Origin of the sequence: Burkholderia sp. LFS061 (assembly GCF_047978125.1) — a bacterium.
GTDB lineage: Bacteria > Pseudomonadota > Gammaproteobacteria > Burkholderiales > Burkholderiaceae > Burkholderia > Burkholderia pyrrocinia_C.
The window spans coordinates 14,826-36,017 of record NZ_JBFPFS010000034.1; the positions used below are offsets into that span (position 1 = coordinate 14,826).

The window sequence follows — 21,192 nt, forward strand, 5'->3', positions numbered from 1 at the left end:
CGGACGGCAGTCAGTTCCGCCCGGTGCTCAGCACCACCTTTCCGGCCACCTTGCGCTGGCGCAGCAGCTCGATTGCGTCCGCCGCCTCCGACAGTTCCATGACGCGCGACACGTGCGGTGCGAGCTTGCCGGCCTCGAACCAGCCGAACAGCGTGGCGAACGCCTTGCGCACCCAGTCCGGCCGGTTCGCCCGGTAGTGCCCCCAGTAGAAACCCATCACGTCGCAGTTCTTGACCAGCAGCAGGTTCGCCGGCACGCGCGGGATCTCGCCGCTCGCGAAACCGATGACGACGATGCGCGCCTCGGGCGCGACCACCCGCAGGCTGACGTCGAACGCGGCCCCGCCGACCGGGTCGTACACGACGTTCACGCCCTTCCCGCCGGTCAGCGCCTTCACCTGCTCGCGGAAATCGTCGCGGCCGACCTCGATCACGTGGTGCGCGCCGTGGCGACGGGCGGCCGCCCGCTTGTCCTCCGAGCTCGCCACCGCGATCACCGTGGCACCGAGCGCCCGGCCCACTTCGACAGCGGTCAGGCCGGTGCCGCTGCCCGCGCCGTGCACCAGCAGCGTCTCGCCCGCCTGCAGCTTTGCGCGCCACGTGAGCGCGCCGTACGACGTGCCGTAGGCGATGGCGAAGCCTGCGCCGGTCGTGAAATCCATCGACGCCGGTATCCTGAACAGGTTTGCGGCAGGCAGCACGACCTCGTCCGCGAAGCCGCCCCACGCGAGGATGCCCATGACCCGCTCGCCGACCGACACCGATGTCACGCCGGGCGCCGTCTCGACGACCGTGCCCGCGATTTCGAAACCCGGCACGAACGGCAGCGCCGGCTTGGTCTGGTAGCGCCCCTCGACGATCAGCGTGTCCGCGAAATTGATGCCGCACGCATGCACGTCGACCCGCGCCTCGCCCGCCCCGAGCGGCGCCGGCGTCACGTCCCGCAGCGCGAGCGCCCCGGTGCCGTCATAGGCTTCACATACGATCGCGCGCATGATCAAGCCCCGGCCGGCACGTCGTCGGCGCGCGCGCCCCGACGGCCATCCTGCTCGATGCCGACCGACCCGGCCGACAGCATCTGCTCGACCCGTTCCGCAGCCTCGAGCGCGCATCCCCACGACAACGTCACACCGGCCCCACCGTGCGCGTAGTTGTGCAGGATGTGCGTGCCCGGCACGGCTTCGAGCCGCACGTTGCCGTGCCTGAACGGCCGCAGCCCGGCCCGCACCGGCTCGCCCGGATCGATCTCGACGTTCGCGAGTGCGGGCATGAACTCGATGCCACGCCGGTACATCCGCCGGATCGGCTCGTGATTGTCGAACCCGATGTCGGTACTCCATTCGTCGGCTTCCGCGATCGCGCCGAGCACGATACGGTCCTCGCCGCGCGGCACGAGGAACACGATCTCGTCGACGCCCGTCACGTGGTCATGAGACACGCAGTGCGCCTGATCAAGGCGCGGCATCTTGCTGCCGTCGTTCACTAGGCGGATCACGGCGCCGCGCAGCGGATACATCGGCTCGCCGCTCAGCTCGGCCGCCCCGAGGCCCGCGCAGTTGACGATCGCATCGACGCCGAAGTCCGCCTTCAGGCGCGCCTCGTTCGCCTGCAGGTCGCCTTCGATCCGCTGCTGGATGACCCGGATGCCCTTTGCGATCACCTGGCCCAGCAGCCAGGCCATGTAGACGTCCGTATCGACCATCGGCGCGAGATGGCAATACGCGTCGACGAGTCCGATGTCCGGATTCACGCCGTTCTCGCGGATCAGCGACGGGTCGCGCCGGAAGCCCGGCACGTGCTCGCGGATCTCGTTCATCTTCTCGAGATGGAGCGCGTGCTCCTCGATCCTGTTGCGGAAATAGAAATTGACCGGGCGGATGTAGACGCCCGTCGCCGGATCGGCCGCGAGCGTCTCGAACTTGCGGAACGACACCATGCACCAGTGCTTCGAGCGCCCCAGCGAAACCTCGTCGTCGTGATAGCCGCAGACGGCGGGCGGCCATTCCCACAGGGCGCCGGCCACCACGGACGTGATGTTCGGCGCGAATTTCTCGCCGACGACCGTCACGCGGATGCCGTGCGCGTGCAGGCACAGCGCTGTCGTCAGGCCGGCCACGCCCGCGCCTATGACGAGCGCGTGCCCCTTCTCTCCAGATACCCTCATGTCTTCTCCATGAATCGGTCGCTCCACGCGACCCCGAGGCGGCCGACAGGAAGCAGCACTGCCGGGCGCGCCGCGCCCGCCGCACGCACTACTGCGGATGATCAGCTGCCGGCCGGCGCGTCCGCGCGCGCAACGCGCTGCCGGATCACCGTCGCGAGGCGCTCGATCTCGTCGTCGGGATGGCCCGCGGTGATCAGGACGCGCAGGCGGGCCGTGCCGCGCGGCACCGTGGGCGGACGGATCGCGGTCACGAAGAAGCCTTCGTCGGCAAGCATGCGCGATGCGTCCAGCGTGGCCCTCTCGTCGCCGATGATGATCGGCACGATCGGCGTCTGCGGCTCCGGGATGCCCAGCGACGCCGCGAACGCCTTCGCTTTCGCGAGCGGCCGTCCGACCAGCGCCGGATCGGTCGCGATGATCTCGAGCGATGCGATGGTCGCCGCGACCGTCGCCGGGGGTTGGCCCGTCGTCAGCCCATAGGTACGCGCGCGGTTGCGGATCAGGTCGATCACCGGGGCCGACGCCGCCAGGTAGCCGCCGTAGCTGCCCACCGCCTTGCCTAGCGTGCCCATCTTCAGGGGTACGCGCGCGTCGCGCCCGGTCGCGAAGGTCGCGCCGCGCCCTTGCCCCACCACACCGATGCCGTGCGCGTCGTCGGACATCACCCATGTGTCGAAACGATCGCCAAGCGCGACCAGCGCCTCGAGCGGCGCGATGTCGCCGTCCTGCGAGAACACGCCATCGGTCAACAGGATCGCTTTGCCATGTGCGCGCCGGTGCTCGTCCAGCAGCGCCTCGACGTGGGCGAGGTCGTTATGCCGGAACGCGACGGTCCGGCCGCGCGACAACTGCGCGCCCGCCCACAGGCAGCCGTGCGCAAGTTCGTCGACGAGGATCAGGTCCTCCTTGCCGACGAGGGCCGGAACGATGCCCGAGTTGGCGAGGTAGCCCGAGCCGAACACGCAGGCGGCCTCCGTACCCATCAGGCCGGCGAGCCGCGCTTCGAGATCGGCGAACAACGGGTGATTGCCCGTCACGAGCCGCGACGCGCCGGCACCGGCCCCATAGCGGCGAATCGCGGCGATCGCCGCTTCCTTCACCGCCGGATGCTGGGTGAGATTGAGGTAGTCGTTGCACGAGAACGAAAGCAACCGGCGTCCGTCCCGGCGAATCCAGATCCCTTCACTTCGATCCGTTTCCGTGAGGACGCGACGCAAGTTCGCTGCGCTCAGTTCCGCGAGCTTTTGCTCTGCAAATGAATCAAGCGAATGAGTCACTGGGCCCCTCTCTTCCCGAAGTTCGGTTCAATGGACATGCGCGCCGCGGTGCCCGTGCGTCCGGCCACAGGTGACGCCGTGCACGCCCCGGCGCCTCGCTGCCACAGAAAAACACGGGATATTTCGATGAACACGGATACGAATACACATCGGTGCAAAGCCCCTTCCATCTCTTATTCATTTGCAACTGGCGCATCGACCCCGCCAGCACCTCATACAGAGGTGCCTTGTTTGCTTTGCGTCGGCAACTTTCGCGCAATAAAAATTTCGGATTCGATCGTTTTACGACGCATTCTGACGAAAGCGCGTTTGCAACAAAACAAGATACCGGCAAGACGTCAGGCACTCACCAGCGCTCCGTGGAATCGTGCTTATCGATGATGTCAGTGTCACATCACCCGGCAATTTTGCTTTTGATATCTCTCAGATTATTGTTTTTTGAATAATTTTTTATGAGTGAACCGGTACCAGCAAGCCACAAACTGCGTTGCCCGGTCACCGGCCCCTGCTCTGTTTAGCGAATTGAAAAACGGGAAATGCACACCAGAACGGCGCGCACCAAAACGCCGACCGATAGACTCCGGGAGTTCTTCAACGGAACATTGCAATAATGAAGCGACCCTCTGGCGATATTTTAAATCTTATTGAACTGCAAACTCATCGAGACGACAAGGTAGTACACAGCGTTTTCAAAGTCAATCTCATTATTAATCTTCATGTCGCGCGCACGAGCGCGAACATTAAACTCAATATTTAGGGGATTTGATTTGAGTTTGTTTTCAATCCTGCATGGCGAAATTACAATTCGACAAGCCCTGCGATAAATAACAGGCAATTGACTTGAAATTCGATTCAAACAGCATGATTGACACCGTCAAACGATTCACTTCTTTCCCGCATTGGCCTCGGCGCTCGGCGCCAACAGGCATGTCCGTAGTTCTCGATCGTTGCCTTCGCGCAGCCCCCCGGTCACGTTCGCGCGTCGTGGGCTGCAAAAGGGCTGACTGTTCTCCGATACGGTCGCCGGCGCGAGGGCCAGTCAACCTGTACTCCCTCGTCGAGACCTGCAAAGCGAACAATGTCGAGCCGCACCGCTATCTCGCCTGGCTGTTCGCAACGTTGCCGCTTGCCACGACCGTCGACGGCTACGCATGCACTCATGCGTTGGGTAATGCCCGCCGGCCCCGAACTCCGAGGGGCGTCGTTAAAAGAAGTCCACTTCCAGACCAGGACGTCTCAAACGGCTCGCATACCTAAACATCCATGCTTTACAAAAACAAACATCCTCAAGCATCCGGATCCGGAATCCGCGCCGACTGAATCACGACCAGCGTGTCCCCCGCCTCGATCCGGCATGGCGGATCTTCATAAAACGACTGGATCTTCCCGCAGCGATCGAGCCCGACCACGATCGCGCCCGGCACGACATTCGTCATGCAGCCGATCTCGTGCGGCAGCGCCTCGCGTTCGATCAGCGTCGCGCGCCCGCGCGTCGACAGCATGTCGTTCACGAACGGCACGATATAGCGGCTGTGCACCGCATCCGCGAGCAGCAACGCGCCGATCTTCGTCGACGACACGATCACGTCCGCACCGGCCTGCCGCAGTTGCCGCTGGTACAGGTTCTCCTGGATCCGCACGACGATCTTCGTGTCGGGCGCGATGCTGCGCACCGACAGCGTCAGCAGGATCGCGGTCGGATCGTCGGTCACCGAGATGATCACGGCCTTCGCCGCGCGCACCTGGGCCTGCTGGAGCAGATCCTCGTGCGCGGGATCGCCGAGCAGCCCCGTCACGCCGAGCGACGTCGCGGCCTCGAGCGCCTGCTGCTGCGCATCGATCACGATGATCGTCGCGGCATCGACGCCGCTCTCGAGCAGCTCGCGCACGGCGATCGACCCCGACAGGCCGTAACCGCACACGACGATGTGATCGGACAATTGCTTTTGCAGGCGTTTCATGCGGAATTCCTCGATGACGCGCTGGATCACGAACTGATACGCCGTGCCCAGGAAAATGAACCATATGACGATGCGGATCGGCACGATGAAGAACGCATCGATCAGGCGGGCACGCGCGGTGACGGGCACGATGTCGCCGTAGCCGACCGTCGCGACCGTGACCATCGTGAAGTACACGAGATCGGCGACGGTCATCGGCGTGCTCTTGGTCGAATCGCGCAGGCCGTCGCGATCGAGATACAGCACGAGGAACGCGAGCATGCACAACAGCGCGACCGCGCCGACACGAAACAGCAGCGTGCGCCGCGGCGACGTCGCGGGACGCGTGAACAGCATGCGCGCACGCGGCGCCTGCCACGGGTTGCGGGCGCGACGCAGGCGTGAGCGCAACGAACGGCGCTGGGCGGAAGGCGAGGCCAACGGGGAATCTCCTGAAGGATGCGGGCTCGATTCTACGACGGGAAGGCGGCGATCCGGCCCGACATCATTGCATCGATTCGTCCGCTACAGCATGCTGCGCGGCCGCACCATCGTCCCGTCGACGAAACGCTGCGCACGAAACGCCGACAGGTCGAGCGACGGCGCACCCGTGTCGATCCATTCGGCGAGCAGCCGGCCGACGATCGGCCCCATCGCGAAACCGTGACCGCAGAACCCCGTCGCGATCGCGAGCCCCGACGGCGCGCCCGGTGCATCGATCACCGGAATGCCGTCGGGCAGCACGTCGATCAGGCCGGCCCATGCCTCGACGATCTGCGCATCCTTCAGCGCGGGGAAGATCGCCTTGAGCTTCGCGAGCGCGCGCGGCGCATGCGCGCGATTCGGCTGCGGCTGCGGATCGCGCGGCTCGATCGGCCCGGCCGCGCCGCTGATGCGCGCAAGCACATCGCGCCACGCGGCCGAATTCACGTGCAGCCGGAATTTGTCGCGCTGCGACCAGAACTCCGGCCAGAACAGGCTCAACCCGCGCAGGTGGCCGAGCGTCAGGTCGACGTCGACCTGCATGTCGTCGGCGAGGTTGATCGCGCCGTTCTTGCGCTGCCGGATGCCGAGGCCGTGCCCCCACACCGTCGACGCCGATACCGGCGGCACCACGTTGGTGCGCATGCAGGTGCCGCGCACGGCCTGCTGCGGCAGCCGGATGCCGACGCCGTCGAGCAGCCGGAAGCTGGTCGCGCCGGCCGCGCAGATCACGCGCCGCGTGCGGATCGCGCCGCGCTCGGTCGCGACGCCGACGACCGCGCCGCCGGCCGTCTCGATCGCCGTCACGCCGCAGCCTTCGAAGAAGCGCGCGCCGGCCTCGGTTGCACGCGCGGCGAACGCCGCGGCCACGCGGCGCGGCTCGGCCTGCCCGTCGGTCGCGGTATACAGCCCGCCGAGCGTGCGCGCCTGCGGCGAAAGGCCGCTGACGCGCTCGTCGATCTGCGCGCGCGTCAGCGTGCGCGTATCGAGGCCGTGCTCGCGCGCGACGGAGAGCCACGCGTTGAACGACGCCCAGTCCGTTTCGTTGTCCGCAATATAGAGACAGCCGCCCTGCCGCCATTCGAGATCGAAACCGAGGGTTTCCTCTAACCCTTCCCAGATCCGCATGCCGGCCATCATCAGCGGCACTTCGGCGGCTTCGCGCCCCTGCTGCCGCACGAAGCCCCACGCGCGTGTCGACTGCTGTCCGGCGATGCGCGACTTGTCGAGCACGACGGCCTTCAGGCCGCGCAGGCCCAGGTAATAGGCGGCCGCGCAGCCCATGATGCCGGCGCCGGCGATCACGACGTCGGCTTCGGCCGGAAGCGCCGTTTCGGCGCGGGTCAACGCATCGTGCAGCGGATAGGTTGTCGTCATTGTTTCCTGTCGGGCGTTAATACATTCGAGATACGGGCTGCCGCGGTAACGTCGTGACACACCTTTCACACAAACGCACCTTTCGCGACACTGAATGACGCCCATTTTGCGGTAAAGTTATCTTTTCCGCGCGTGGCCGGTCGGCTCGCCACTGGACGTCATGAAGACTGTCCGTCGAGACTGCCGCAAGGCGTCGTTCTGAACGTCACGATCCGTTCCCGTAGCATGACCACTGAAGCAATCACCACGGATTCCCTCGCGGTTGCCGAGCGCGTGCGCGAGCTGATGACCCGCAACGGCATCGGCAAGCGCCAGCAGACCACCGAGCTGTGCCGCATCCTCGACCTGAGTTTCTCGCAAGGCCATCGTAAGCTGCGTGGCAGCAGCCCCTGGACGCTCGCGCAAATCAAGAAAGTCGCCGAAGCGTACGGCGAACCCGCCGCCCAGCTGTTCGGCGCGCAAACGCTCGACCCCGGCATGGTCGGCGCCTGTTCGCAGGAAGCCGTACTTTATGCGGGCGTCGCCGAGATTCCGTGCACCGCATGGATCGGCGCGCCGCTCGAAGCCGGCGCGCGCCCCGAGTTCGTCGCGTACGAACAGAACGGCCGCTGGCGCGTGCTGCGCCACACGGGCGTGCTGTACCAGAACGCGTACGACGTGCACAAGATCGAAATCTATCCGCGCCGCGCGGAGAGCGACAAGCTCGTCGTCGCCGTGATCGATCCCGATCGCGTCAGCGCGACCGAGCTGTGCCGCTATCTCGAACGGCAGGGTTTCGCGACGGCCGCGTTCGACGGCCTCGCGCCGTTCGTCGACGCGCTGCAGGGCCAGGCTTTCGATGCGGTGCTGACCGAATGGCTGTTCGACGACGGCACGGCCGCGACCGCGATCAAGGCGGTGCGTACGTCCGACAACCCGGGCGCGCCGATTTTCGTGCTGACGGGCGACCTGCTCACCGGCCGCGCGAGCGAAGTCGACATCAGCGAAGTGATCCGCACGTTCGACGTCGTCTGCTACGAAAAACCCGCGCGCATGGCGATCCTCAGCGCCGATCTCGCGAAACGGCTCGCGCGCGGGTAGCTTCCGTCCCTCTCCCGGACGGCCAGCGTCCGTGCGGCCGTGAACAGGTTCCTCAGTACAATAGCCGCACCTGTTCACGCCTACGCCGCCCGACTCCATGGCCCGCCTCATTCCCGACGACTGGAAAAGCCTCGCCGCGACCGGCGCGGCCGAACGCGAGCGCGAAACGCTCGCCGCGCTCGAACACGCGCTGCCCGACACCTACACCGTGTATCACGGCGTGCACTGGACGCGCGCCGACCAGGCCTTCTCGGTGTTCGGCGAAGCCGCGTTCGTCGTCGTGAGCCCGGCCGGCCGCGTGCTGCTGATCGAGCAGAAGGCCGGCTTCCTGCGCGAAACGCCGAAGGGGCTCGTGAAGGTCTACCTGCAGACCGAGCGCAACGTCGCGATCCAGCTCGCGCGCACGCAGGAAACGCTGCACCGGCGCCTGACGGCCGCGCTCGGCGCGGGCGTCTACGGCGTCGAGGCGCTGCTGTACTGCCCCGACTATTCGATCCGGCAGGCATCGATCGCCGGCGTCGCGGCCGACCGCATCGTCGACGCGTCGCGCAAGGCGCAGCTCGCGCAGGTGATCCTGCAGGTCCTGCCCGAGGACGACGAACGTCTCCCGAACGCGCCGAAGCTCCACCATTTCCTCGCGGACGAGCTCGCGCTCACGCCTGACACGAGCGCGCTCGTCGGGCAGGCCGGCACGCTCGTCACGCGGCTGTCGGGCGGCCTCGCCGCGTGGGCGCGCCAGCTCGAATTCGCGCCGTTCCGGCTGCGCGTCACCGGCACGGCCGGCTCGGGCAAGACGCAGCTCGCGGTGCAGGCGATGCGCGATGCGGTCGCGGCCGGCAAGCGCGTGCTCTACGTGTGCTTCAACCGGCCGCTCGCCGACTACATCGCGCGCATCGCGCCGCCCGGCGCGAAGATCGCGAACTACCACCAGCTGTGCGACTGGGTCGCGCGCGACGGCGGCTATACGCCCGACTTCCAGGTGCCCGGCGAATTCGAGCGCCTCGAGACGCGCTTCGCACAGGCGCCGATCGCCGAACGCTGGCGCTTCGACGTGCTGGTCGTCGACGAAGGGCAGGATTTCCATGCGCCGTGGGCGGCCGCACTGGAGCGTTTGCTGGCGCCGGACGGCGCGTGGTGGTGGCTCGAAGATCCGCTGCAGAACCTGTACATGCGCGAGCCCGTCGCGCTGCCTGGCTGGGTGACGCTGAAGGCACTGACGAACTACCGCAGCCCGCGCGACCTGCTCGACTTCGTGCGCGACGTCGTCGGGCGCATCGAGCCGCTTGCCGCCGAGCTGCGCTCGGGCAGCCCGTTCGACGGGTCCGATCCGTCGGTGTCGGCATACGGGGAAGAAGGCATGTCGGGCGACGCATTGGCGCAAGCCTGCATCGACGCGACCAAGCGTGCGATCACGCACGCGCTGTCGCTCGGCTTCCGCAAGCAGGACATCGCGGTGCTGTCGTATCGCGGCCGCGAAGGCTCGGTGCTCGCGCCGCTCGACCAGCTCGGCCCGCACCGGGTCAAGAGCTTCACCGGCAAGTACGACCTGTTCGGCAACCCCGAATATCGCGAGGGCGATGTGCTGCTCGATTCGATCTACCGCTTCAAGGGCCAGTCGGCGCCGTGCGTGATCCTCACCGAAGTCGACTTCGACACGCTCGACGCGCGTGCTGCGCGCAAGCTGTTCGTCGGCGCGACGCGCGCGACGATGAAGCTGCTGATCGTCGCGTCGTCGCGGGCGGCTGGGCAACTCGCGACGGGTTGACGCAACGGGCGGGCGGCCGGCAAGCAAGCGCCCGCCGCGTCGCCGCCCGTTATCCATCAAGCCACCCGGAACGCCCCCACCGCACGACGCAACCCGTCCGCCTGCTCCTCCAGCGACGACGCCGCAGCCGCGGCCTGCTCGACAAGCGCCGCATTCTGCTGCGACACCTGGTCCATTTGCGACACCGCGCGGTTCACCTGCTCGATCCCGTCGCGCTGCTCGTTCGACGCGGCCGCGATCTCGGTCATGATCCCCGTCACGCGCCCGATCGCCTGCTGGATGTCCTGCATCGTCGCGCCGGCCACGCCGACGAGCCGCGAGCCGTTCGCGACGCGCTCGACCGATTCGCCGATCAGCGTGCGGATTTCCTTCGCGGCGGACGCCGAGCGTTGCGCGAGCGTGCGCACCTCGCCCGCGACCACCGCGAAGCCGCGGCCCTGCTCGCCCGCGCGCGCGGCTTCGACCGCCGCATTCAGCGCGAGGATGTTGGTCTGGAACGCGATCCCCTCGATCGTGCCGATGATGTCTGCGACCTTCTGCGAGCTCTGGTCGATCTCGTTCATCGTGCCGATCACCTCGCCGACCACCGTCGCGCCGCGCGTCGCGATCTCGCTCGCGCTGTCCGCGCACGCCTGCGCCTCGAGCGCATGGTCGGCGTTCTGCTTCACGGTCGCGGTCAGTTGCTCCATGCTCGCGGCCGTCTCCTGCAGCGCGGACGCCTGTTCCTCGGTGCGCTGCGAAAGATCGGTGTTGCCGGCCGCAATCTGGTGCGTCGCCGTCGAGATCGCTTCCGAACCCTGGCTGACCTGGCGCACCGTGTCCGCGAGGCTGCGCTGCATGCCGGTCACGCCCTCGACCAGTTCGGCCATCTCGTCGTGCGACGACCAGCGCACTTCCGACGTCAGGTCGCCGTCCGACAGGCGGCGGAAATGCGACAGCAGCCGGTTCACCGGCTGCGTGATCGCGTAATGCAGGCCGATCGCGCAGCCGAGGCACGCGGCCAGGCCGAACGCGATGCCCGCGATCGCGCCGGCGCGCATCCAGCCGTAATAGGTCTGCGCGGTGTCGTAGACATCCTTGCCGCGCGCCGCCTGGTACGTATCGAGCGCATCGGTCGCCTGCGTCAGCGCGACCGACAGCGGCGGCGCGACCTGCATCAGCAAGCGGTCGGCCTCGTCGCGCCGGCCGTCGCGGATCGCGTCGATCAGCGGCTTCAGCGCCTGCCCGATCAGCGCCTGGCGCGCGGCGTCGAGACGGCTCGCGAGCGGGCCTTCGTCGCCGTCGTGCGGCATCGCCGCGTAGCCGCGCCATGCGGTGTCGGCCTTCGCGAGATAGCCCTCGGCCTTCTTGACGAGATCGGGCACTTCCGCTGCTTCCGGATGCAGCAGCGCGCGGTCGAGCGTCGTGCGCACGATCGTCAGGTTCAGGCTCGCCGCGGACAGCGCGGTCTTCGCAGCCAGTTGCTGCGTATAGGCCTCGTCGAGCGCGTGGTTCGAGCTCTGCATCCCGGCGAGGCCGATCAGCCCGGACACGACGAGCAGCGCGGCAACGAGACCGAGCGTGGAGAAGATCCGCGTACGGATCGAGAAACGGGAAAACAGGGCGTTCAGGTTCATGGCGGCACGTGAGCGATGAAAAGTGCCGCGGCAATCGGTCCGCGGCACTCTGGATTACGGTTTGCCTGCAGAAAACTTGAGTCCGGCCCCGCTTTCTGTCTGATCCCGATCAATTTTTCGCACCGGCAATCTCCCGTTACGGTTGCAACATATCGAGGCTGGGCAGAAATTGACTAGTCAATCACTGGTCGTTATATTTCGACCAATTCCCTGCCATGGCAGATATCTCGATGACAACCGACACCTTCCTTACTCCGCCGGCCGCCGAGACGGCCCGCCGCGACGCGCCGACCGGGCTGATCGTCGCCGCGCTGCTGCTCGTCATGCTGCTGTCCGCGCTCGACCAGACGATCGTGTCGACCGCGCTGCCGACGATCGTCGGCGAACTCGGCGGGCTCGACCAGTTGTCGTGGGTCGTCACCGCGTACCTGCTGTCGTCCACCGTCGTGCTGCCGCTGTACGGCAAGCTCGGCGACCTGTACGGCCGCAAGATCGTGCTGCAGGCCGCGATCGTGCTGTTCCTCGCGGGCTCGGCGCTGTGCGGCGTTGCGCAGGACATGACGCAGCTGATCGTGCTGCGCGCGCTGCAGGGGCTCGGCGGCGGTGGCCTGATGGTCGTCACGATGGCCGCGATCGGCGATCTGGTCCCGCCCGATCGCCGGGCGCGCTACCAGGGGATGTTCGGCGGCGTGTACGGCCTCGCGACGATCGTCGGCCCGCTGCTCGGCGGCTTCCTGGTCGAGCATCTGTCGTGGCGCTGGATCTTCACGATCAACCTGCCGCTCGGTTTTCTCGCGCTCGCGGTGATCGGCATCGCGTTCCGGCCGCACAGCGCACACGTGAAGCACCGGATCGACTACATGGGCGCCACGTTCCTGGCGACGGCCCTCACCTGCGTGATCCTGTTCACCAGCGAAGGCGGCTCGCTGCTGCCGTGGACGTCGCCGCAACTGTGGATGACGCTCGTGCTCGGCCTCGTCGCGATCGGCGGGTTCATCTACGAAGAACGGCTCGCGGCCGAGCCGATCGTCCCGCTCGAACTGTTCCGTCATCGCACGTTCGTGCTGGTCAGCCTGATCGGCTTCGTGGTCGGCACCGCGCTGTTCGGCTCGGTCACGTTCATTCCGCTCTACCTGCAGGTCGTGAAGGGCTCGACGCCGTCGCAGGCCGGGATGCAGTTGCTGCCGATGATGGGTGGGATGCTCGCGATGTCGGTGATCAGCGGCCGGCTGATCTCGCGGCTCGGCTCGTACCGGATCTTTCCGATCGCCGGCACGCTGATCGGCGGGATCGCGCTGGCGCTGCTGTCGACGCTGTCGCTCGATACGCCGCTGCATACGATGTACGCGTACATGGCGCTGCTCGGGATCGGCCTCGGGATGGTGATGCCCGTGCTCACGCTCGCGGTGCAGAACACGGTCGAGTTCCGGCACATGGGCGTCGCGACATCGGGCGCGACGCTGTTCCGCTCGATCGGCAGCTCGATCGGCGTCGCGGCGTTCGGCGCACTGTTTTCGCACGGGCTGCAGGCGCGGATGCTGCGGGCGCTGCCGGCCGGCACGGAGCTGCCGCCCGCGCACGGCCCCGGTGCCGTGCACCAGTTGCCGGACGCGGTGCGCGACGCGTACCTGCATGCGTTCGCGGGCTCGCTGCACGTCGTATATCTCGCGGCGGCCACCGTGGTCGCGATCGCGTTCGTACTCGCGTGGTTCGTCGAGGATGCGCCGCTGCGCACGCACAACTGATCGGCATGCGAGCCGCGCCGCGGCAGGCACCGGAAGCGCGCCACGCCGCGGCCTTCAGGCCTTCGACCCGCATCGCGCCCCATCCGCAGCGGCCCGTCTTTACGGCACCAGCACGACCGCGCCCGTCGTCGCGCGCGACTCCAGCAGCCGGTGCGCATCGGCCGCCTGTTCGAGCGGCAGCCGCGCGCCGATCTCGACGTGCATTCCGCCCGCCAGCCGTTCGAGCGTCGCGCGCGCGGCTTCGCGATACCCCGCGACGTCGCGCGCGATGAAACCGAGCACGCTCGGCCGCGCGAGCGCGATCGAGCGGGCCGGCCCCAGTTCGTCGAGATCGACCGTCTGCCGCGTGCCGATCGCGGCAACCTGCCCGATGCTCGCGACCATCCCGAACGGACGGATCGCGCCGAGCGTGCGCGTCAGCACGTCGCCGCCGATCCCGTCGATCGCGTAATCGACACCCGCGCCGCCGCCGAACGCGCGTGCAGCCGCGACGAAATCCTCCTCGCGATAATCGACGACCTCGTCGGCGCCATGCGTACGCACGAGCGCGGCTTTCGCGGCCGACCCGACCGTGCCGATCACCCGCGCGCCGAGCGCACGCGCCCACTGCGTCGCCAGCAGCCCGACGCCGCCGGCCGCCGCATGCACGAGCACCGTGTCGCCGGCGCCGACCTGCCGGACGCGATGCAGCAGCATGTAGACGGTGATCCCTTTCAGCAGCCCGGCGGCGACCGCGTCGTCGCTCAGGCCGTCGGGTATCGGCAGCACGCGCCCGGCCGGTATCGTGCGCAGGCTCGCATAACTGCCGGTCGGCATGCCCGCATACGCGACCCGCTGGCCCGGCACGAGATCCGTCACGCCGGGCCCGACCGCGTCGATCACGCCGGCCGCCTCGACGCCGAGCGCGTCCGGCAGCGCGGGCAATGCGTGCGCCCCCGTCCTGAAATAGATGTCGACGAAATTCACGCCGACGGCGGTCTGGCGAATCCGCACCTCGCCGGCGCCGGGCGGCGCGACGGGCGCATCGACGCGGCGCAGCACGCCGGCGTCGCCGTAGCGGTCGATCCCGATCCGGATGGCGGTGGCAGTTTGGGTCATGACGTTCCTCGCAATCAAATGAAGTGACACGATCATCCCATCGTGCATAATCGATCGGAATTCCCGTTTATCGCCCATCTACTGTGCAAAATTCGACCGATCCTGATTCCGTTCCCGCGTCCGCACTGCCGATGAGCTGGGACGACATCCGCACCTTCCTCGCGGTGATGCGCGGCGGCAGCCTGTCGGCCGCCGCGCGCGCGCTGCAGGTCCAGCATTCGACGGTCGCACGGCGCATCGACGCGCTGGAGTCCGCGCTCGGCATCCGGCTGTTCGACCGCCTGCCGCGCGGCTGGCCGCCGACCGACGAAGGGCTGCACCTCGCCGAGCACGCCGCGCGCGTCGAAACCGATGCCCATGCGTTCGCGCGCGCCGCGCAGGGTGCGGCGGCGCTCGACGGCGTGGTGCGCGTGTCGGCGTCGCCGGTGTTCGCCAGCCATTTCCTCGCGCCGCGGCTTGCCCGCGCGCAGCGCGCATGGCCGGCGCTGCGGATCGACCTGATGGGCGAGATGCATGCGGCGAACCTGTATGCGCGCGAAGCCGATCTCGCGGTGCGGCTGTCGCGGCCGAGCGAGCCGGGGCTCGCCGCGCGCCGGCTCGGCACGATGCGCTTCGCGCTGTGCGCGTCGCCGGAATGGGCGGCCGCGCCGCCCGACACCTGGCCGTTCGTCGGCTACGACGACGCGCTCGCGCAGACGCCGCAGCAGCAATGGCTCGAACGCTTCGCGGCCGGGCGCCGTTTCGCGTTCGTCGCGAACGACCTCGCGGCGCTGCACCGCGCGTGCGTCGCCGGCGCGGGGGTCGCGCTGTTGCCGCGGTTTCTCGTCGACGATTCGCTCGCCGCAGCCGGTGCGGCACCCTCGTCCGCACCCGCGCCGCTCGTCGAGCTGACTTCCGCGCCGCGCTGCGACATCGAGCGCGAGATCTGGCTCGTCGTCCATCCGGACGTGCGCCGCTCGCCGCGCGTGCAGCGCGTCGCGGACGCGATCGCAGATGCGGTGCGCGCGGCCGACGGGCGGCTCTGACACCGCCGCCCCTTCAGAACCGCCGTTGCGGGCCGGCCGTGATCCCCGCCCCGGTTGCGCCCCGCCGATGCGCCGCTCAGGACTGCCGGACAGGCGACGCCTGACGCTCGCCGGTACTGGCCGGATGATCGCGATGCGACGCCGAGCGCCGATGATCGATCAGGCCGACCGCGACGGCCGCCGCCAGCGCGGGCAGCCCGATCGCCATGAAGTTCTGTTCCAGCGGCAGATCGATGCCCACCAGCAAACCGATGACGATCGGCGCCAGGATCGCGCCGCTGCGACCCACGCCCAGCGTCCAGCCGATGCCGGTCGAGCGGATCGCCATCGGATAGAACTGCCCCGCATACGCGCAATTGACGATCTGCGTGCCGATCGTCGACGCGCCCGCGAGGCCGACCAGCACGAACAGCAGCGCGGTCGGCATCTTGTAGCCGAGCAGCGTGATCGACACCGCGGCGAGCAGATACATCGACACGAGCACCGTCTTGATCGGAAAGCGATCGGCCAGCCAGCCGCCGCCGATCGCGCCGACCATCGCGCCGGCGTTCAGCACCAGCACGAACGTCAGCGCGGAGCCGAGGCTGTAGCCGGCGCTCGCCATCAGCCTCGTCAGCCACGAGCTGAGCGCATACACCATGAACAGGCACATGAAGCACGCGATCCAGAACATGACCGTGCTGAATCCGCGGCCGTCGTCGAACAGCTGGCGAACCGGCGCGCTGCCGGCGTTGCCTTCGCGCGGGACGACATAGCAGTCGCCCGGTTGACGCCGGTATGCGGGATCGAGCCGGCGCGCGATGCGCGCGAGCTCGTCCGTCCTGCCGCGCCGGATCAGGAACGGCAGCGATTCCGGCATCCATTTCACGAGCAGCGGAACGAGCAGCACCGGCGCACCCGCGGCGACGAACACGGACTGCCATCCGTATGCCTCGATCATCCCCTTGCCCATCACGGCCGCGAGCATGCCGCCGACCGAATAGCCGCTGAACATCAGCGTCACCAACGTGCTGCGCAAGCGTCTCGGCGCGTACTCGGTCATGTGGGCGATCACGTTCGGCATCACGCCGCCGATGCCGATGCCCGCCAGGAAGCGGGCGGCGCCGAACAGCGCGGGCGTCGGCGCCAGCCCGGCCGCCGCGGTAAAGACGCTGAACAGCGTCAGGCAGGCCGCGATGGCCCAGCGGCGCCCGATCCGCTCGGCGACGGTCCCGAACACGATGTTGCCGAACATCATGCCGAACAGCGCAGAGCTGACCATGAAGCCGGCCTGCGCCGGATTGACGCCCATCTCCTTCATGATCGCCGGCAGCGCGATGCCGGCCACCGCGAGGTCGTAGCCGTCGAACACGATGATCAGCGCGCACCAGCACAGCACGACGCCGTGCAGCGGACCCAGCCGCGCATCGTCGGAGAGCGCCTGCAGGTTGATTTGACGCATGGAGCTTCGTTCCTTTTTCCAGAGGGGATTCAGGCCCGGCGGTAGCCTTCGCATCACGCGCGTTCGAAGTAATACGATCGCTCAGCTCATCGATTTAGTAGCTGTACGAAATTTCATCCTGAAATGCGCCGCTTTCCGTCCGGATGCCGGCGCAGTGTAGGAAGCCACAATGATTCTCACTATCCGGAATTTGCACGTGGCTCGCGAACTCAGTCCGCTTTTTTTCTGGTGCCGCGTGCCGCGGGCCGCGCGCTATCCGGATTTTTCCCTGGCAGGAGCGGGACTATCCGATTCTTGCGATACTTTCGACAAGTCTGACGAAGATCAATATCATCCTTTCAGGATATCTCGCTCACAAGAGAAACCGATGTGGCATGACGCGCATCCGCGGCCCGCTGGATGCGCTGCACGAAAAACGCCACACAGGAGACGCCCCCCCATGCCCCTCACCCCGAATGCGGAAGTGCTGTCCGCGCTGTACCGGAATTGCGTGTTCCGATCCGGATTGCGCGCGGATGCGCACGAGCAGGTCTCGCTGGAGTTGGCCGAGCATGCGCTGCGCTGGAAGCAGGGCGTGCCCGACGCGGCGCTTTTCAAGGGGCAACTGAATCATCTGAGCGTCTACGCGCTGCAGTACGGCGCCGAAGTCGAGGTCGCCCCGCGCCCGTTCGACGGCTTTTCGCTCGTCCACACATCGCTTGCGGGCGGCGCCGAGATCGAGTGCGACGGGCACGTGATGGGCGTGTCCGAAGGGCGCACCGCCGTGCTGGCGCCGACGTCGCACGTCCGTCTTCGCTGGCGGTCCGGCACCCGGCAACTGATCGTCAAGGTGCCCGATTCGCTGATGCGCGCGGTCTGCGGCCGCCGGCCCGACGACGCGGCGCCCGGCCTCGCGCCGGGATTCCTGTTGCCGACGGCGCTTGCGTCGCAATGGGATCTGATCGCACAGTCGCTGCTCAACGTGCTCGCCGTCGCCGACGACGGTGGCATCCGGGCCGAATGGCGCGACCATTTCGAACGAAGCCTCGCGCTGTTCCTGCTCGTGCATTGCCCGCCGTCGCCCGCCGCCGTGCGTGCCGGCGCGGCGCCGCCAGCGCGCGGCGGCGCGCCGGCGCAAGCCGTGTCGCGTGGCGGCATCCGGCAGATGGATGCGCTGCACGAATTCATTCACGCGCGGCTCTGCGCGCCGATCTCGCTCGAAGATCTCGCCAGGGCGGCCGGCGTCAGCCTGCGGACGCTGAACGTGCTGTGCCGGCGCTACCACGGCGCGACCCCGATGGAACTGCTGCGTAACATCCGGCTGGACGCCGCGCGCGTGCAGTTGCTGACCGACCCGGTGGCCAGCATCACCGATACGGCGCTGACGTTCGGTTTCGGGCACCTCGGCCGCTTTTCCGCGTATTACTTCGCCCGCTTCGACGAGTTGCCGCGCGACACGCAGAAGAAGCGGCCGCCGAACTGAACGCCGCGGCGCCCGGAATGCGGCCGCCGCTTTACGCGCCAGGCGATCGCCCGCATAGTCATGGTTTGCCCTCATCCCCGCCCTGCCGCCCCGTCACCATGCCTGATACGCCAGCTGCCTGCATCGTCCGCGATTCGACCGAAGCCGATCTCGCCGCCATCCACGCGATCTATGCGCACCACGTCCGCCACGGCGTCGCGTCGTTCGAGGAAACGCCGCCCGATGCCGCCGAGCTGCGCGCGCGCCGCGACGCGGTGCTGGGCCACGGGCTGCCGTATCTCGTCGCAGAATGCGACGGCCGCGTGGCCGGCTACGCGTACGCGACGCCGTACCGCGCGCGCAGCGCATACCGCTTCACGATCGAGGATTCGATCTACATCGACGATGCGCAGCGCGGGCGCGGGATCGGCCGCGCACTGCTCGCGGCGCTGATCGCGCGCTGCGAGACCGGCCCGTGGCGGCAGATGATCGCGGTGATCGCCGACGGCGGCACCGGCGGCTCGACGTCGCTGCATCGTGCGTTCGGCTTCGAGCCGGCCGGCACGCTGAAGGCGGTCGGCTTCAAGCACGGCCGCTGGATCGACACGGCGCTGCTGCAGCGCCCGCTCGGAGACGGCGCACGCACGCTCCCCGCCTCGCCCGGGCCTGCCGCGTCGCGCTAGAATGGCCGCATGTCAAAACAGACTCATTCCACCCCCGACGAGGCCGCGGCGGATTCCCGCAACGAGTACACGGTCGACGAGCTGGCGCGCGTGTCCGACACGACCGTGCGCAACGTCCGCGCGTACCAGGATCGCGGTTTGCTCGCACCGCCCGAGAAGCGCGGGCGCGTCGGCATCTACGACGACACGCACGTCGCGCGCCTGAAGCTGATCAACCACCTGCTCGCGCGCGGCTACACGCTGTCGAACATCCAGGACCTGATCAAGGCGATCGACGAAGGCCACGACCTGCGCTCGATCCTCGGCCTCGAAAACGCGATCGGCGGCCGCTGGTCGCATGAACTGCCGAAAACCTATTCGCTCGCCGCGCTCGCACAGATGTTCGGGCCGCAGGCGACCACGCAGCTTTCGCGCGTGACCGAGCTCGGGCTGCTCGAACGGCACGGCCTGTCGTTCGTCGCGAAGAGCCCCGCACTGCTCGAAGCGGCGGCCGCGATGACGAAGGAAGGCATCCCGCCGCGCGAGTTGCTCGACGTGATCAGCCTCGCGCGGCCGCATTTCGACGCGATCGCGCGGCTGCTCGTCGATCTCGTCGTGAAGCGGCTCGACCGCTACGACGCCGGCACGCTGCCGCCGGCCACCGACGTGCCCGAACTGGTCGACGCGATCTGGCGCCTGCGCCCGCTCGCGGCCGTGTTCGTCGAAGGCGAGACGAACCGCGCGCTCGAAACCGCGGCGGGCGCGTATCTCGGCGGCCGCGTCGCGACGATCCTCGACAAGAAGCTCAGCGACGAAGCGGCGCGCCAGTCCGGCACGCCCGATACGCAAGGCGACGACGACAAAGCATAGGGCCACCGCCGTCATATTCTTATCGGCAATGCTTCGTTTGCGAGCGCAACCGCCCATGCGACGATTCTTCCAACCGAGCGGCACCGGCCGCTCTCCCGAAGACGTTTCGCATGGAGTCCGTTCGATGATTCGTTTCACCCGCTGGATCACCCGCACCGCCGCCGTCACGCTCGTCGCGCTGTCCGCCGCGTCGGCCTTCGCGCAGGGCGGCGCCGACAAGGTCGTGCGCATCGGCTATCAAAAGGCCGGCCTGCTGTCGATCATCAAGGCGCAGGGCTCGCTCGAAGCGCGGCTCAAGCCGCTCGGCTACAACGTGCAGTGGTTCGAATTCCCGGCCGGCCCGCAACTGCTCGAAGCGCTGAACGCGAACAGCATCGACTTCGGCTATACGGGCGCGCCGCCGCCCGTGTTTGCGCAGGCAGCAGGCGTGCGCTTCGTGTACGTCGGCGCGGAACCGCCGTCGCCGCACAACGAAGCCGTGTTCGTGAAGGCCGATTCGCCGATCCGCTCGCTCGCCGAGCTGCGCGGCAAGAAGGTCGCGCTGCAGAAAGGTTCGAGCGCGAACTACCTGCTGCTGGAAGCGCTGAAGAAGGCCGGCGTGCGCTACGACGAGATTCGCCCCGTGTACCTGCCGCCCGCCGACGCGCGCGCCGCGTTCGAAAGCGGCAACGTCGATGCGTGGGCCGTCTGGGATCCGTATTACGCGGCCGCGCAGAATTCGCTGAAGATCCGCACGCTGTCCGACTACACGGGCCTCACGCCGGCGAACAACTTCTACGAGGCGACGCGGGATTTCGCGGAGCAGCATGCCGACGTGGTCGGCGCCATCCTGAAGCAGGCGCGCGAGACGGGCCTGTGGGTCAACGGGCATCCGGCCGAGACCGCCGCGCTGATCGCGCCGAAGGTCGGGCTGCCGCTCGCGCTCGTCGAGACGTGGATCAAGCGCGTGCCGTTTGGGGCGGTGCCGGTCGACGAGAAGATCGTTGCGGTTCAGCAGGGTGTCGCGGACGCGTTCTACGCGGCGAAGCTGATTCCGCAGAAGCTGAGCGTTGCGGACAATGCGTGGAGCGACAAACGCGTGGCGAGCGCGCTCGCGGCGAAGTAACGCGCGGCGCGCAGTCGAAAAAGGCCGACGGGCACCCTGCCCGTCGGCCTTTTTTGGTTCTTCTCGAATTTTCGGGGAACGTGGGACGCACTGTTGGTGTTCGG

The 21,192-nt window shown here is 67.9% G+C and carries 16 protein-coding genes and 1 pseudogene; 9 read left to right on the forward strand and 8 right to left on the reverse strand.

The window, feature by feature from the left end:
- Positions 1-10 precede the first annotated feature (10 nt).
- From ACNQQL_RS25520 to ACNQQL_RS25530, 3 genes are all read right to left on the reverse strand, one after another.
- The gene (locus tag ACNQQL_RS25520; protein WP_347066562.1) at positions 11-994 is read right to left on the reverse strand and encodes an NADPH:quinone oxidoreductase family protein; all 984 of its coding nucleotides are present in this window, start codon (positions 992-994) and stop codon (positions 11-13) included.
- Between the two features lie 2 nt (positions 995-996).
- Positions 997-2,163 carry an FAD-dependent oxidoreductase gene (locus ACNQQL_RS25525; protein ID WP_347066564.1) on the reverse strand — a complete coding sequence of 389 codons (1,167 nt, stop codon included), beginning with the start codon at positions 2,161-2,163 and terminating at the stop codon, positions 997-999.
- Between the two features lie 101 nt (positions 2,164-2,264).
- The gene (locus ACNQQL_RS25530; protein WP_347066566.1) at positions 2,265-3,314 is read right to left on the reverse strand and encodes an aminotransferase class I/II-fold pyridoxal phosphate-dependent enzyme; all 1,050 of its coding nucleotides are present in this window, start codon (positions 3,312-3,314) and stop codon (positions 2,265-2,267) included.
- 1,130 nt (positions 3,315-4,444) lie between these two features.
- Between ACNQQL_RS25530 and ACNQQL_RS25535 the strand changes: the two are divergent.
- Positions 4,445-4,620 (forward strand): annotated as a pseudogene (locus tag ACNQQL_RS25535) (transposase domain-containing protein); the annotation flags it as partial.
- Positions 4,621-4,726: 106 nt separating this feature from the next.
- Here the strand turns inward: ACNQQL_RS25535 and ACNQQL_RS25540 are convergent.
- Together ACNQQL_RS25540 and ACNQQL_RS25545 are read right to left on the reverse strand one after the other, a co-directional pair.
- The gene (locus ACNQQL_RS25540) at positions 4,727-5,821 is read right to left on the reverse strand and encodes a potassium channel family protein (protein WP_072443240.1); all 1,095 of its coding nucleotides are present in this window, start codon (positions 5,819-5,821) and stop codon (positions 4,727-4,729) included.
- 84 nt (positions 5,822-5,905) lie between these two features.
- Positions 5,906-7,240 (reverse strand): FAD-binding oxidoreductase, encoded by a 1,335-nt coding sequence (locus tag ACNQQL_RS25545; protein ID WP_347066570.1) that lies wholly within the window; start codon positions 7,238-7,240, stop codon positions 5,906-5,908.
- A 225-nt stretch (positions 7,241-7,465) separates the two neighbouring features.
- On the opposite strand from ACNQQL_RS25545, the gene ACNQQL_RS25550 reads away from it, so the two are divergent.
- Entirely contained in the window at positions 7,466-8,320 is an 855-nt protein-coding gene (locus ACNQQL_RS25550) for a helix-turn-helix domain-containing protein (RefSeq protein WP_072443244.1), read from the forward strand.
- A gap of 97 nt (positions 8,321-8,417) precedes the next feature.
- Positions 8,418-10,085 (forward strand): ATP-dependent helicase, encoded by a 1,668-nt coding sequence (locus ACNQQL_RS25555; protein ID WP_347066572.1) that lies wholly within the window; start codon positions 8,418-8,420, stop codon positions 10,083-10,085.
- A gap of 56 nt (positions 10,086-10,141) precedes the next feature.
- On the opposite strand, the gene ACNQQL_RS25560 is transcribed toward ACNQQL_RS25555, so the two are convergent.
- Positions 10,142-11,701, reverse strand: coding sequence for a methyl-accepting chemotaxis protein (locus ACNQQL_RS25560; RefSeq protein ID WP_347066574.1), 1,560 nt, complete (start codon positions 11,699-11,701; stop codon positions 10,142-10,144).
- Between the two features lie 230 nt (positions 11,702-11,931).
- Between ACNQQL_RS25560 and ACNQQL_RS25565 the strand changes: the two genes are divergently transcribed.
- Positions 11,932-13,446, forward strand: coding sequence for an MDR family MFS transporter (locus ACNQQL_RS25565; protein ID WP_347066576.1), 1,515 nt, complete (start codon positions 11,932-11,934; stop codon positions 13,444-13,446).
- 99 nt (positions 13,447-13,545) lie between these two features.
- On the opposite strand, the gene ACNQQL_RS25570 is transcribed toward ACNQQL_RS25565, so the two are convergent.
- Complete coding sequence (locus tag ACNQQL_RS25570; protein WP_347066578.1) at positions 13,546-14,544, reverse strand: quinone oxidoreductase; 999 nt, start codon at positions 14,542-14,544, stop codon at positions 13,546-13,548.
- Between the two features lie 131 nt (positions 14,545-14,675).
- Between ACNQQL_RS25570 and ACNQQL_RS25575 the strand changes: the two genes are divergently transcribed.
- On the forward strand, positions 14,676-15,569 hold the full coding sequence (locus tag ACNQQL_RS25575) for a LysR family transcriptional regulator (RefSeq protein WP_310137378.1): 894 nt from the start codon (positions 14,676-14,678) through the stop codon (positions 15,567-15,569).
- A 76-nt stretch (positions 15,570-15,645) separates the two neighbouring features.
- Here the strand turns inward: ACNQQL_RS25575 and ACNQQL_RS25580 are convergent, their stop codons facing one another.
- Positions 15,646-17,010 (reverse strand): MFS transporter, encoded by a 1,365-nt coding sequence (locus ACNQQL_RS25580; RefSeq protein WP_072443251.1) that lies wholly within the window; start codon positions 17,008-17,010, stop codon positions 15,646-15,648.
- Positions 17,011-17,179: 169 nt separating this feature from the next.
- On the opposite strand from ACNQQL_RS25580, the gene ACNQQL_RS25585 reads away from it, so the two are divergent.
- From ACNQQL_RS25585 to ACNQQL_RS25600, 4 genes are all read left to right on the forward strand, one after another.
- Positions 17,180-18,472 (forward strand): AraC family transcriptional regulator, encoded by a 1,293-nt coding sequence (locus tag ACNQQL_RS25585; protein ID WP_347066581.1) that lies wholly within the window; start codon positions 17,180-17,182, stop codon positions 18,470-18,472.
- A gap of 98 nt (positions 18,473-18,570) precedes the next feature.
- Positions 18,571-19,134 (forward strand): N-acetyltransferase family protein, encoded by a 564-nt coding sequence (locus tag ACNQQL_RS25590; protein WP_347066582.1) that lies wholly within the window; start codon positions 18,571-18,573, stop codon positions 19,132-19,134.
- Positions 19,135-19,143: 9 nt separating this feature from the next.
- Positions 19,144-19,983, forward strand: coding sequence for a MerR family transcriptional regulator (locus tag ACNQQL_RS25595; RefSeq protein ID WP_072443286.1), 840 nt, complete (start codon positions 19,144-19,146; stop codon positions 19,981-19,983).
- A gap of 124 nt (positions 19,984-20,107) precedes the next feature.
- Positions 20,108-21,088, forward strand: coding sequence for a sulfonate ABC transporter substrate-binding protein (locus ACNQQL_RS25600; protein ID WP_204421387.1), 981 nt, complete (start codon positions 20,108-20,110; stop codon positions 21,086-21,088).
- Positions 21,089-21,192: the final 104 nt, after the last annotated feature.